This window comes from Micromonospora sp. KC213 (genome assembly GCF_004348325.1).
In the GTDB taxonomy this organism is placed as follows: domain Bacteria; phylum Actinomycetota; class Actinomycetes; order Mycobacteriales; family Micromonosporaceae; genus Micromonospora.
In genome coordinates this window covers 1-12,562 of record NZ_SMKF01000171.1, presented here as the reverse complement: position 1 = coordinate 12,562, position 12,562 = coordinate 1, and the positions used below count along the sequence as shown (strand labels likewise).

Below are 12,562 nucleotides of genomic sequence, written 5' to 3'. Positions count from 1 at the left end.
GCCCCCATGATGTCGTTGACCCCGGCGAGGTCGATCACCCCACCGCCGTGGGCGATCTCGACCCGCTCGTTGCGCAGCAATCGCAGGTCCAGCTCGGTGGCCGCCTCGATCCAGCTCTCGTGACCGTCGGCGAATGGTTGCCCTCCGGCTGGCGTTGGTTGACCATGCCCGGCTACCTGTGGCTGGCACTGATGTTCTACCTGTTCCTCACGCTGCTCCTGCTGGAGGTGCCGGTGTTGGCGGCGTGGCTTGCGACGCGCCGGCGGCAGCGGGTGGGTCGTCCCGCCACGGCCCCGAGCCCGGTCCCGGCCATCGCGGTGGGCGTGGGCGGCTCCGGCGGCGTCGACCCGCCGGCTTTCGACCCCGAGCGGGACCCGGGGTCGCCCGTGGCGCCCGATCCGGAGTCCAGTCACGATCCCTCTCGCCGGCTGCTGCTGCGCCGGGGGGCGGCCATCACGGCCGGGGCGGTCGCGGTGAGCCTCACCGGCTTCGGGATGAGCCGGGCCTACCGGACGCCGACCATCAAGCGGCTCGACATTCCGATGGCCCGCCTGGCCCGCAGGGCCGACGGGCTGCGGCTGGCGGTCCTGGCGGACCTGCATGTCGGGCCGCTGCTCGGCACCGGCCAGGTGGAACGGATGGTGGAGCTCGTCAACGGGCTGGACGCCGATCTGGTGACGGTGGTCGGCGACGTGGTCACCTCCGAGCCCGGCAGGGTGCGGGAGTCCCTGCTGCCGCTGACCCGGCTGCGGGGCCGGCACGGCGTGTTCTACGTCACCGGCAATCACGAGTACATCGCCGGCCACGAGAGCTGGATCGAGGCGGCCACCGAGCTGGACCTGCGATTGCTGCGCAACGAGCGGGTCGAGATCGCCCACGGCGGTGGGGTGATCGACCTCGCCGGGGTCAACGACATCATGGGGGCGCAGTACGCGGACCCACCGGACTACGCGGCCGCGCTCGCAGGCCGGGATCCGTCCCGGCCGGTGGTGCTGATGGCGCACCAGCCGGTCGCGGTGCACGATGCCGCCCCGTACCGGGTGGACCTACAGCTCTCCGGCCACACGCACGGTGGTCAGGTGTTCCCGTTCCACTACCTGGTCGGGATGCAGCAGCCCGTGGTGTCCGGGCTGGGGGAGGTGGACGGTACGCCGGTGTACGTCACCAACGGCGCCGGGTTCTGGGGCCCGCCGGTGCGGGTCGGTGCCGATCCCGACATCACCCTGCTCACCCTTCGGGCCGCCGGAGCGTGACGAGCACGGCACCGGCAGCGACAGGATGTGACGGCTGTGGGGTGCCCGGAGCCGGCGGTGAGACTCAGGAGCCCTGCCGGTAGTGGTGGCCGCCCGGATTGTTCCGGGCGGACGCGCCGAGCAGCACGGTGACCTGACACTCCGGGTCGCCCACGGCGATCCGCTCGTCCAGCAGCACCACCGCCGCGCCGTGGTTGCGCGCGGCGATGCCGCCGAACACGCTGGAGGTCATCCGGCACAGCGCGGGCGCGCGGCGTACGGTGTCGCCGAACGGGCAGCGACGATTGCCCAGCACGATCCGGTCGTCGTCGAGGGAGATGACGTAGAAGTCACCGCCGATGGCGGACTTGAGCCGCAGGTAGCACTCGGCCACCTGGGCGGCGCTGAGCCGGCCGACCACGTCCCGGGCCCGGCGGTACTCCTCCTCCATCTGCCCGCCGACCGTCGCGCCCACCTGGGCCACCATCTCCTCCGTGGCGCTCGGCCCCTGCCGGTTCTCGGCCGTGCGGGCCAGTTCCACGACGAGGGCGCGCAGGAAGGACTCCCGACCGAAGCCGCGGGGTCCCGCCTCGTCGAGAGCGGGCAGTGGGTTGACCTCCCGGCGGGGCGGGTCGAAGGAGACTTCGACCCGTCGGGTCACCGGCAGCACCCCGCGCACCTGCTTGCCGGTGCCCCGCTTCGCCACCACGTCCAGCTCGGTGCCGAGTTGGCGGACCAACCACAGGCCGCGGCCCCGGATGCTGCCGGTGGCCGGCACCGGCAGGTCGCCGAGGTGGAACGACGGGCCGAGGTCGTGCACCACCAGCGTGGGGCGCGCGGCCGACCAGTCCAGGCTCACCCACACCGGGCCGCCGGCGTGCTCGACCGCGTTGCCGAGCAGTTCGGAGATCACCATGCCGGCGTCCTCGACCTCGTCACGTTCCTGCGCGTGCCGGCGCAGGAAGTCGGTCAGCTCGGCGCGTAGCGCGCTGGCCGCCGCCGGGGTCGCTGGAGCCAGCAACCATTCCACCGAGCCACCTCGTTCCCATCCGCGCCACGCGGGCGCTCCGTCGTCCGTTACGGGTACCCGGTCTCGACCACCCGGCGGACGCCATCGGGCGCGCGGATGCCACCGCGTTCGCCCACCATACGCCTCCCCACCCGATCCGGTCGCCGCCGCTCAACCGTTCAGCGCGCGTCCCAGGGCATGGCCGACCGCCGCCGCGGCCAGCCCGGCCACCACGCTGAGCAGCGCGTGGGCCAGCGCGGCGGTCCGGGCTCCGGCGCGGGTCAGCCGCACCGTCTCGTAGCCGAACGTGGACCAGGTGGTGAACGCCCCGCAGAAACCGGTGCCGAGCAGCGCGGTGACGGCCGACCCGGCCGGGACCGCGAGCACCACGCCGAGCAGCAGCGACCCGACGACGTTGACGGAAAATGTGCCCCAGGGCAGGACCGAGCCGTGCCGGGCCTGCACCGCCCGATCGGTGAGGTACCGCAGCGGGGCCCCGACCGCCGCGCCGAGCACGATGAGCAGGACGGTCACCGCCGACCTCCGCGGCGGTCCAGCACCCGCGCGACGAGCGCGTCACCGGCCACGACCGCCGCCAGTCCGGCCACCAGCGTCGCCGCCAGATAGGCCAACGCCGTGCCGGCGGCCCCGGCGAGGAACGCCCGGTGAGCCTCCACCGTGTACGCCGAGAAGGTGGTGAAGCCGCCGAGCACGCCCACCCCCAGGAAGGGGCGGGTCAGCGGCGGGACGCGACGGCGACCGATCATCGCCATCAGCGCGCCGATCAGCAGGCAGCCGAGCACGTTGACGCCGAACGTCGACCACGGGAAGCCGGTCGGGGAGTGCGGCAACGCCGCCTGGGCCGCGGCCCGGACCAACGCGCCCAACGCGCCGCCCGCGGCGACGACGCCGAGCACGGCCGTCGGGTGCGCGTCGAGTTCCCGACGGTCGGCGGGCACCCGCAGGTCGACGTCGGGGTTGATGCGCCGTGATGTCGGCACCTGTCCTCCCTACCAGCATCCGGGCCACTGGTAGGGACCGTCGGCGTCCCCGAAGACGCGGTTCTCCCGGTCGTGGCCGGGACGGCGGGCCCCACCGCCGTACCCCACTCTAGCTTGCCGGTCACCGCCCGCGCCGGGGCCGTGGCGTCGGGGTGCTCAGGCTGCCGGGGCGGGCCGGGCCGCCAGCCCGCCGAGGACGGCGCCGAGGATCGCGGTGAGGGTGACCAGCCCGCCGGTCACCTCCGGCGTCCACCGCAGCCCGTCGGTCGCCGCCAGGCCGAGTAGATGCCCGGCCCAGACCAGCCCGGCGTAGAGCGCGCCCGCGATCGGCAGCCGCAGCGCCGCGTCGCGCCCCCGCACCGCGTCCAGCCGCAGCAGCGCCAGATCGGCCAGCACCGCGCCGAGCAGGGCGGTGAGCGCGGCGACCGTCTGCGATGCCGGGAACTCGACCATCACCAGGTTGAACAACGCCACCCCGGCCACCAGGGCGGTCCCGGCGCCGAAGGCCGCCCGCCGCCGGTGGGCCAGCAGGAACGGCGCGGTCAGCAGCACGGTGGTCACCAGGTACGCGTCGACACCGAGGACCGCGAGGTGCTGGTTGCCGTACGCGCCGACCGCCTCGGTCGGCGCGACGGAGAGGAAGGCCGACGAGTGGGTGAGCAGGATGACCGGCCCCATCGCGGCGAATGCCAGCGACAGTACCCCGGTGACCGACCGCAGGCCGCCCTCGCCGCTGGCCCACCAGGAGCGCAGCGGGCTGGTCAGCAGCAGCACGGCACCGGCGTCGATCAGCAGGTGGGTCGGGCTGAACGCGGCGTCGAGGCCGACCTCGACGCCGAGGGTCTCGTGCCAGAGCATGTCGCCGAGGCCACCGAGGAGGAACACCGCGACGCCGAGCGCCCCCACCCGGTAGCCGGCCGGCCAACCGTCCCGCCACCAGCGGGGGGCCGCGTCCCGTCGCTGGTACGCCAGCCAGCAGGTCCAGCCGGCGCTGGCCGCGAATCCCGTATACAGCAGACCGTGCCACGGGGTGAAGAAGCCCTCGATGGTGTCGATGATGTTGGTGTGCGCCCAGCCGTCGGACATCGCTCCCGCCACCAGGCAGGCTCCGAGCAGGACGGTGACGAGATCCTCGCGACGACTGGTCGGTCGTACCCGCGGGCGGTCGGCCTGCCCCGGCCGGGCCGGGGCGACCTTGACCGGGTCGGGGACGGCGGCTGCGTTGCGCGTCATCGGCGGTTCCTTCCGAATCCGTTCCACGTTCCGCCATTGTGCCGTGTCTGTGTGTGACGCCGGCGCTGCCCCGCCGCCGTCGTCCTGACCTGCGGCGGCAGCGGCGTACCGTACCGGGGATGCCCGGCGTGCCGGGCCGTCGGGGATCACCGGCAGGAGGAGCGTGTGCAGGACGACAGCCGGCGGCGGGACGACGCGGTGGCGTCGGGGCGGACCGCCGCGCACGACATGTTCGACGCCGATGTCGCGTCCCGTGGCCTCGGCATCGAGCTGGTCGACGCCGGCGACGGCACCGCGCGGGCGCGGATGCGGGTGACCGCAGCCATGGTCAACGGGCACGGTATCGGCCACGGCGGCTACGTCTTCCTGCTCGCCGACACGGCGTTCGCGCTGGCCTGCAACAGCCACGGCCCGCCGACGGTCGCCGCCGGTGGCGAGATCAGTTTCCTGCGCCCGGTCCGCGCCGGGGACGTGCTGACCGCGACGGCCACCGAGCGGGTCCGGCACGGCCGCAACGGCATCTACGACGTCACGGTACGCCGCGGCGACGAGGTGGTCGCCGAGTTCCGGGGGCGCAGCCGGACGTTGGGCCGGGGCGTCGTGCCACCCGCGTGAACCTCGCCGCGCTGCGCCGACCTCGCCGACGGGTCGCCGGACGGCGGCCGGTCGGCGCTGCCGGGCCGCCGTGGCGGCGGGACAACGGTGGCCGGCTCGGGCAGGATGAAGCGCGTGGCACAGATCGCGCTCTTCCACTCCGTCCACGGGCTGCGGCCGGCGGTGCTGGCCGACGCCGAACGACTGCGCGCCGCCGGGCACCAGGTGCTCACCCCCGACCTGTACGGCCTTCCGCCGGCCGACACCGTCGAGGCGGGCTTCGCCCTGTTGGAGAAGGTGACCCTGGACGAGGTGCTGCGACGGGCGCGGGCCGCGCTCGCCGCACTGCCCGCCGACACGGTGCTCGCCGGTTACTCGATGGGTGCCGGGGTGGCCGGCGTGCTGCTGGCCGAGCGGCCGGCCGCCACCGCTCTGCTGCTCCTGCACGGCACCGGCGGCGACCCGGCCGCGTTCCGTCCGGGGCTGCCGGTTCAACTGCACCTCGCCGACCCGGACCCGTACGAGCCGCCGGCCGAGGTGGCCGACTGGCAGCAGGCGCTCAGCGACGCGGGTGCGAGGCTGGAGGTGTTCCGTTACCCGGGCCGCCCTCACCTGTGGACCGACCCGGCGGCACCCGACCACGATCCGGGAGCCACCGCCCTGGCCTGGGAACGCGTGCTGTCGTTCCTGGCCGCCCTGCCGCCGACCGGCGTACGACACTGACAGGGTGGTGGACAGGACCGTGACCTACCTAATGCGGTGGCTGCGGCGGCAGCTCGACATCGACGAGCAGGCAGCCGAGATGGTCGATGACCTCCACCCGGATCTGCCGGAACCACCGGTCACGAACCGCAGGGCATGACGTTCATGTCGGCGGAGCAGTACCTGCACGCGGTCGGAGTCCGCTCCGGTGACCGGATCCGGGCTGAGGTCCACGCCAAGCGACGCATCCTCGACCGGCACGCGGAGTGCGGCACCGGACAGGGCTACTGCGACGGTGGCGGGCACGGCCGGGAACTCGATGACGGCACTCCGGCGTGCCCGGACGTGCTGGACCTGGCGGCGGCGTTCGACCGGCGGCCCGGGTACCGCGCCGAGTGGCGGTCCTGACGGCCAATGGCGCACTGGTCGTACCGATCCCGGTCCCCCAAGTCCACGGTTTCGCGACAGTCCCCGCCGTAGCATCCGCGGTGCTCGCCGGATCCGGATCAGGCGGCGCACAGCGGCGGCGAGCCGCTGCGCGACGGGTGCCCACGCTCGACCACGAGGTCGGCCGCCGGTACGAGCGCCAGCGCCGGACGGTCCACGGCGGCGCGGTCGACCGGTCGGGTCGGCCCACCCCGTCGCGCCGGAACCGTCCCGCCGTCCGCCGACGATGCGGCGGCGAGTTCCGGCCGCCGGCCGGATCCGCCTGGCACCGTCGATGGTGGCGGGCACGCCTGGACGCCGTCGGCAACCGTCGGCACGGGCGACGAGCCGTACCGACCGGCCCGGCGCGCGAACTCGGCCCGCACCGCTCGGGGGAGACGCTCGTACGCCACCCGGGCCACGGCCGGGTCGACGAAGGCGTACCGGCCATGCCGGTCGTGCCGGAGCAGCCCGTCGGCGGCCAGCCGGCACAGCGTGCCCGCCGCCCGGCCCGGCGTCCAGCTGAACAGCCGGTCGACCGCCGCCGCGGTGAACCGCGCGCCCAGCATCGCCCCGGCCATCAACACCGCTCGCGGCACCCCGTCGAACCGGTCCAGCCGGGCGTCGGCGACCCGCCGTACCGCCTCGGGCAGCGCCGGCTCGGTGACCCTGGCCTGCCCGAGCGCCGCCGAGGCGGCCTGGCCGGGCCCGACCTCGGCGGCGGTCGAGGCGGAGCCCACCTCGGCGACGTACCCGGCGGCGTAGCCGGGCACGCCGGCGACCAGGGGCACCAGCCGTGCGGCCAGCGCGGTCGGCTGCCCGGCGCACTGCAGCATCCGCCGCACCAGCCGGCCGCTGTCGAGCGCCGACAACGGCGGTAGCGTCACCCGGCCCCACCGGTCGGCGACGCCGGGCAGCAGATCCGCGAAGTGCGGCCGGTGGGTGGCCAGCACCGCCAGCGGCAGCCCGCGCAGGGTCGCCGCCGCGAACAGGGTGTGCAGGAACCGGCCCAGCTCCGGGTCGGCCCGGTCCAGGTCGTCGACCGCGACCACCAACGGCTGCCGGGCAGCCACCGCCAGCAGCACGTCGCGGCAGGCCGCCGCCCCCTGCGCCGGGTCGCCCGCCCCGGCCAGCAGCGCCGCCAGCGCGTCGACCGCCGTGGCGGCCCTGGTCGGCGGGAGCGCCCCGCCGACCAGGGCCGCCAGCCGGCGGCGCAGCACCGCCGGCGCGTCCCCCTCGAACGCGCCGGCGAGTTCCCGGACCAGGTCGGCGACCGGGGCGAACGGCACCTCCGGGTACGGCGGGCAGTGCGTCACACACCAACGCACCGACACCCCGTCGACCCGCCGCAGCGACCGGCGCAGCTCGTGCAGCAGCCGGCTGCGGCCGATGCCGTCCGGGCCGACCAGCGACACCCACCGTGGACGGTGCTCCCGTACCGCCCGGACGAGCTGCTCCCGCGCGGTGGCCAGCTCGCGGCGCCGCCCCACCAGCGGCCCCTCGTGCCGGGCCGGCCGGGGCCGCCGCGCCGAGCGGATCAGCCAGACGTCGACCGGCAGTGCCTTGCCGGCCAACGTCGCCGGGGCCAGCGCGTGCTGGTCGACCAGCCCGGTGGTGGCCCGGTGGGTGGCGGCGCAGACCACCACGCCGCCCGGCGGCGCGTACTCCTGCAACCGGGCGGCGATGGTGGTCACCACGCCGCTGGCCGCGCCGTGGCCACCGTCGCGGGCGGCGACCAGGTCGACCACCGCCTCCCCGGTGGCGATCCCCACCCGGACCCGCAGCCGCACGCCCCCCGGCATCGGCCGCTGGTCCAGCGCCTGCTGGATCTCCAGCCCCGCACGCACCGCCCGGTACGCGTCGAGCCCGTCGGAGCGGCGGGCGCCGAACAGCGCCATCACCGCGTCGCCGACGTACTTCTCCACCACACCCTGCCAGCGCCGCAGCACCCCCGCGACGGTGTCGAAGTACGCCCGTTGCAGGGCCCGGACATCCTCCGGGTCGAGCCGCTCGGTCAGCGCGGTCGACCCGACGATGTCGGCGAAGAGCACACTGATCGTGCGCCGTTCCTCCGGCACCGGCCAGGCCGGCACGGTGACGTCTTCCTCGCGACCGGCGACGATCGTGGACAGTGGCATCGCACCCACCTTTCCCAGCGGTGCCTGACGACCCTCCGGAGACTGTCACCACCGGCGCGTCGGGGGATCTGCAGAACGACGTATGTCGGTCCACCGCCACCTTCGGCCACAAACTCGGCGCGAGAGGTACGACAGCGCCAATCAGCCGTAGAACGGCGCGAGAGGTGTGACTAGGCTGCGGACATGGCCAGCGATGTGGACACCGCACCGCTCGTCGGCCGTGCCGACCATTTGACGGAGCTGCGTTCCGCGCTCCTCGGCGAGTCGGGGTCGGGGCAGACCGCCGCGGTCTTCGTCAGCGGCGAGAGCGGGGTGGGCAAGTCCCGGCTGTTGCACGAGGCCGGTGCCCGGCTGCGTGCCGCCGGAGCCGTGGTTCTCACCGGCTCCTGCCTGGACATCGGCGACGCGTCCCCGCTGCACCCGGTGGTGCAGGCGCTGCGCCGGTTCGAGGCCGACCTGGCCGGATCGCAGGTCCGCACCTCGTCCGCTGTCCGTGGTCTGCTGCGGATGTTCGCCGACGAGCCGGCTGCCCCGGACGGCGGCGCGCTGCTCGAACGGGTCTCCCGCGGGCTGAGCCTCCTCGCCGAGGGGCGCCCGCTGGTGCTCGTCCTCGACGACCTGCAGTGGGTCGACCGGAGCACCCGCCAACTGTTGCTCTATCTCCTCGCCGGCCTGGGCGACCTGCAACTGTCCGTGCTGGCCGCGATCCGTGCCGAGGCGTTGCAGGGTGCCCACCCGCTGCGCCGGGTCCTCACCGAGCTGCGTCGGCTCCGGTCGGTACGGGTGCTCGACCTCGCCCCGCTGGACCGGGCCGACACCGACCGGCTCGCCGCCGCCATCGTCGGTGCCCCGCTGAACCCGGAGGCCGCGGACCAGATCTGGCAGCGCAGCGGCGGCAATCCGTTCGTGGTCGAGGAACTCGCCCGCGACCTGCGCGACGGCCGCGACGGCCTCTCGGACACACTGCGGGAGATCTTTCTGTCCCGGGTCGACGCGTTGCCCCAGCACGCGCACACCGTGGTGCACGCCGTGGCAGTCGGGGTGGAGCCGGTGGCGCACTGGCTGCTCGCTGACGTGCTGCACCTGCCGGAGCAGGAGCTAATCGACGCGGTCCGGGCGGCTGTGGCACACCGCCTGCTGGTCAGCGCCGACGACGGCTACCGGCTGCGGCACCGGCTCGTCGCCGAGGTGCTGGAGCACGAACTGCTGCCGGCGGAGCGCTCAGCCCTGCACCGGCGCTACGCCGAGGCGCTCACCCGGGCCCCGGCCGACCTGCACCAGGCGCGGCTGGCGCACCACTGGCGGCTGGCCGGGGAACCCGGCCGGGCCCTGCCGGCGGCGATGGCCGCCGCCCGGGAGGCGCAGCGGCTGCACGGTTTCGCCGAGGCGCACCGGCACTGGTCGGCGGCGCTGCAACTGGCCGCCACCCCGGCGGCCGGCCCGGCGACGACGTCTATCGAGGTGAACCGGGCGGAGTTGCTGGAACACGCCGCGGAGACCGCGCACCAGTGCGGCGAGCACGCCCGGGCGTTGTCCCTGCTGGCCGAGCTGGCCGACGCGGACACCGAGCCGTCCTGCGCGCTGCGCATCCGCCGGGCCCGGTACCTCGCCGCCGCCGGCCGCTCCGCCCCCGCCGAGGCCGAGTACCAGCGGGTCCTGCAGGCCGCCGACTGCACCGACGGGGAACGGGCCACCGCCGCGGCCCACCTCGCTGAGCTGTTGCTGCACCTGGGCCGCTACGCCGAGGCCGGCCAGCGGGCCCGGGCGGCGCTGAACCTGGCCGCGACGGTCGAGGGCAGCACCTCCGAGGTGGTCCTGGCCAGCTCCGCGCTCGGCTTCAGCGAGGCGTTCCTGGAGGATCCCGACGCGGGGCTGGCGGTGATGCGCCAGGCGTTGCAGACCGCGGAGCGGGCCGGCCGGCCCGAGGACGTCGCCTGCGCGTACCTGCACCTGGCGGAGCTGCTGACCGGGCCGCTGAACATCCTCGAGGAGGGTGTGGTGGTGGCTCGACGCGGTGCCGAGCGGGTCGCCCAGCTGGGGCTGGGGCGTACCTACGAGACGCGGCTGCTGGCGATCGCCACCAACGGGTTGTTCCGGGTGGGGCAGTGGGCCGAGGCAGAGAAGGTGGTCGCGGCGGCGCTGCGGCACCGCCCCTCCGGCGCCGATGCCGTCGAGCTGCTGCTGGCCCGTTGCCGGCTCTCGGTCGGCTACGGCGACGTCGAGGCCTCCGACCGGGACCTGGAAGCGGTGGCCACCATGCTCGCCGGCGGTGGCGCCCCCCGCCACGTGCTGCCGATGCTGATCCTGCGCGCCGGGCTGGCCATGTGGCAGGGCCGGCACGACGTCGCCCGGCAGGCCGTGCAGCGCGGTCTCACCGAGAGTCGCTCCGACGACGTGCTGCTGTTGGCGACCCTGGCCTGGCACGGGTTGCGGGCGGAGGCGGAGGCGCGCGCCAGCCGCACCGTGCCGGTGGACGAGACGGCCGTGCGGCGGCTGCGGGACGCCGTCGACCGGGTGACCACCAAGAGCGTCACGGCGGCCCGCCCGGTCCGCTACGTCGCCGAGGGTTTCCTGGCGCTGTGCACCGCCGAGCTGAGCCGGCTGGACGGTCGCGGCTGCCCGGAGGCGTGGGCCCGCTCGGCGGTCGAGTGGGATCGGCGCAACCACCCGTACCCGGCGGCCTACTCCCGGCTGCGGCAGGCCGAGGCGTTGCTGGCGCGGCGTAGCCGCAGCGCCACCGCGGCGAAGCTGTTGCGCCAGGCGTACCAGACCGCGCAGGGGCTGGGTGCGGCCCCGCTGACCAGCGAGATCAGGAACCTGGCCGGGCGGGCCCGGGTGAAGCTGGAGGAGCGTACACAGCCGACCGTCGCCCGCTCGGGCGGGCGGGGCCAGCCGGCCGGCGACGAACTGGGGGCGCTCACCGCCCGGGAGCGGGAGGTGCTCGCCGCGGTGGCCGAGGGGCTGACCAACAAGGAGATCGGCCAGCGGCTGTTCATCAGCGAGCGCACCATCGGCGTACACGTCTCTCACATCTTCGACAAGCTTCAGGTGCGGACCAGGGTCCAGGCCAGCGCGATCTACCTGCGCAACCGGGGCGAGTGACCGGCGGGCGTCGCAACGCGAATACGTCGTTCTACTGATGGCGTCGACGTACGGCGCTGGAAGGCTGATGCGCGGAGGACGACGGCACGGGGCTCGTCCGGACCACTGTGGAGGAGACATGACGGAACCGGTCTGGGGCCCGGTCCACGCCGACATCGTCGGACTGCTCGCCGACCACCCCGGGGACGTGCCGGCGGTGGTGGACCACCTCACCAAGCTCCAGGACCTGCTGGTGCGGCTGCCCCCACTGGAGGCCAGCTGCCCGCTGGCCGACTTCAACCGGCTCTACCTGGTCATCACCACCACCGTGCTGGAGGGGTTGTACGACGATTTCTTCGCCGACCCGGTCTTCCTCGCCCGGCTCGACGTGGAGTTCGCCGCCCGTTACTTCGACGCGCTGCGGCTGTGGACGGAGTCCAGCCCGACCACTCCGCAGGCGTGGTCCTGCCTGTTCCAGCGGATGCGGGGGCCGGACGCCCGCCCGCTGCCGTCGGCGGCGGCGGGGGTGAACGCGCACATCAACTTCGATCTTCCGTTCGCGCTGGTGACGACGTTCGACCACCTGGAGTCGGAGCCGGTGGACGGCACCGACCAGCACCGCGACTATCTGAAGATCAACGATATCTTCGCCGACAAGATCCCGTCGTTGCGCCGGGGCTACCTGGAACGCTGGCAACTGCTGCTGGACATGCTCAACGGCGATGTCGACGACTGGTACCAGGGCGAACTGGTGGAATACACCCGGGACGTGGCCTGGCGCAACGCCCAGAAGATCTGGCGCTGCCGGCACGACCCGTACGCCCGCGACTGCGAGCGTACGCGGCTGGACAACAACGCCGCTGCGCTCGGACGGCTACTGCTCTCGCCGCTGGGGGCGTTTCTGCAGTAGCCGGGACGGGGGGTCCCCGCGCTCCGGGAAACCGGGGCGCGGGGACGGTTCCCTGCCCCGACACGGGCCGCTACCGGCGCTGGAGACCGCCCGACCGGCGGTGGACGGGGGAGCGCCGGTAGCCGTCCGCACCCTACCGCCGGTCGGGTGAGTGTCCCCGGCTTGCCCGGTTCCGCCGGGAGGAGCCACGAAGACCGCTTACGGTCGGTGCAGGGGCGCGGAGAGTGGGACGGGGC

12 protein-coding genes are annotated in these 12,562 nt (G+C 74.6%); 7 read left to right on the top strand and 5 right to left on the bottom strand.

Annotated features, from left to right (window positions below; translation table 11 throughout):
* A partial coding sequence (locus tag E1166_RS25210; protein WP_207914507.1) for a metallophosphoesterase occupies positions 1-1,253 on the top strand: 1,253 nt, incomplete at its 5' end.
* A gap of 64 nt (positions 1,254-1,317) precedes the next feature.
* Here the strand turns inward: E1166_RS25210 and E1166_RS25205 are convergent.
* The 4 genes from E1166_RS25205 to E1166_RS25190 form a co-directional block, all read right to left on the bottom strand.
* Positions 1,318-2,262: a methanogen output domain 1-containing protein gene (locus tag E1166_RS25205; protein ID WP_132342427.1), complete on the bottom strand. Its 945-nt coding sequence runs from the start codon at positions 2,260-2,262 to the stop codon at positions 1,318-1,320.
* Between the two features lie 150 nt (positions 2,263-2,412).
* Complete coding sequence (gene crcB / locus E1166_RS25200; RefSeq protein ID WP_132342426.1) at positions 2,413-2,775, bottom strand: fluoride efflux transporter CrcB; 363 nt, start codon at positions 2,773-2,775, stop codon at positions 2,413-2,415.
* Positions 2,772-3,242, bottom strand: a complete 471-nt coding sequence (locus E1166_RS25195; RefSeq protein WP_132342425.1) for a CrcB family protein — start codon at positions 3,240-3,242, stop codon at positions 2,772-2,774. The genes crcB and E1166_RS25195 overlap by 4 nt, the downstream gene beginning before the upstream one ends.
* A 156-nt stretch (positions 3,243-3,398) precedes the next feature.
* A complete protein-coding gene (locus E1166_RS25190) occupies positions 3,399-4,475 on the bottom strand; it encodes a hypothetical protein (RefSeq protein ID WP_132342424.1) in 1,077 nt (358 codons plus the stop codon).
* A 228-nt stretch (positions 4,476-4,703) separates the two neighbouring features.
* Between E1166_RS25190 and paaI the strand changes: the two genes are divergently transcribed.
* From paaI to E1166_RS25175, 4 genes are all read left to right on the top strand, one after another.
* Positions 4,704-5,090, top strand: a complete 387-nt coding sequence (paaI, locus tag E1166_RS25185) for a hydroxyphenylacetyl-CoA thioesterase PaaI (protein ID WP_132342428.1) — start codon at positions 4,704-4,706, stop codon at positions 5,088-5,090.
* 114 nt (positions 5,091-5,204) lie between these two features.
* Complete coding sequence (locus tag E1166_RS25180; protein WP_132342423.1) at positions 5,205-5,792, top strand: dienelactone hydrolase family protein; 588 nt, start codon at positions 5,205-5,207, stop codon at positions 5,790-5,792.
* Between the two features lie 4 nt (positions 5,793-5,796).
* Positions 5,797-5,931, top strand: coding sequence for a hypothetical protein (locus E1166_RS32575; protein ID WP_279433233.1), 135 nt, complete (start codon positions 5,797-5,799; stop codon positions 5,929-5,931).
* Complete coding sequence (locus E1166_RS25175; RefSeq protein WP_132342422.1) at positions 5,928-6,179, top strand: DUF6221 family protein; 252 nt, start codon at positions 5,928-5,930, stop codon at positions 6,177-6,179. Before E1166_RS32575 ends, E1166_RS25175 begins: the two co-directional genes overlap by 4 nt.
* Before the next feature lie 98 nt (positions 6,180-6,277).
* Here the strand turns inward: E1166_RS25175 and E1166_RS25170 are convergent, their stop codons facing one another.
* Entirely contained in the window at positions 6,278-8,335 is a 2,058-nt protein-coding gene (locus tag E1166_RS25170) for an adenylate/guanylate cyclase domain-containing protein (RefSeq protein WP_132342421.1), read from the bottom strand.
* Positions 8,336-8,518: 183 nt separating this feature from the next.
* Between E1166_RS25170 and E1166_RS25165 the strand changes: the two genes are divergently transcribed.
* Positions 8,519-11,437 (top strand): helix-turn-helix transcriptional regulator, encoded by a 2,919-nt coding sequence (locus E1166_RS25165; RefSeq protein ID WP_132342420.1) that lies wholly within the window; start codon positions 8,519-8,521, stop codon positions 11,435-11,437.
* Between the two features lie 118 nt (positions 11,438-11,555).
* Positions 11,556-12,326: a DUF5995 family protein gene (locus E1166_RS25160; protein WP_132270969.1), complete on the top strand. Its 771-nt coding sequence runs from the start codon at positions 11,556-11,558 to the stop codon at positions 12,324-12,326.
* Positions 12,327-12,562: the final 236 nt, after the last annotated feature.

Bases quoted from the DNA above. Each gene is read 5' to 3' on its own strand.
- E1166_RS25190 (WP_132342424.1), bottom strand. From the start codon at position 4,475: ATGACGCGCAACGCAGCCGCCGTCCCCGACCCGGTCAAGGTCGCCCCG.
- paaI (WP_132342428.1), top strand. From the start codon at position 4,704: ATGTTCGACGCCGATGTCGCGTCCCGTGGCCTCGGCATCGAGCTGGTC.
- E1166_RS25175 (WP_132342422.1), top strand. From the start codon at position 5,928: ATGACGTTCATGTCGGCGGAGCAGTACCTGCACGCGGTCGGAGTCCGC.
- E1166_RS25170 (WP_132342421.1), bottom strand. From the start codon at position 8,335: ATGCCACTGTCCACGATCGTCGCCGGTCGCGAGGAAGACGTCACCGTG.
- E1166_RS25165 (WP_132342420.1), top strand. From the start codon at position 8,519: ATGGCCAGCGATGTGGACACCGCACCGCTCGTCGGCCGTGCCGACCAT.
- E1166_RS25160 (WP_132270969.1), top strand. From the start codon at position 11,556: ATGACGGAACCGGTCTGGGGCCCGGTCCACGCCGACATCGTCGGACTG.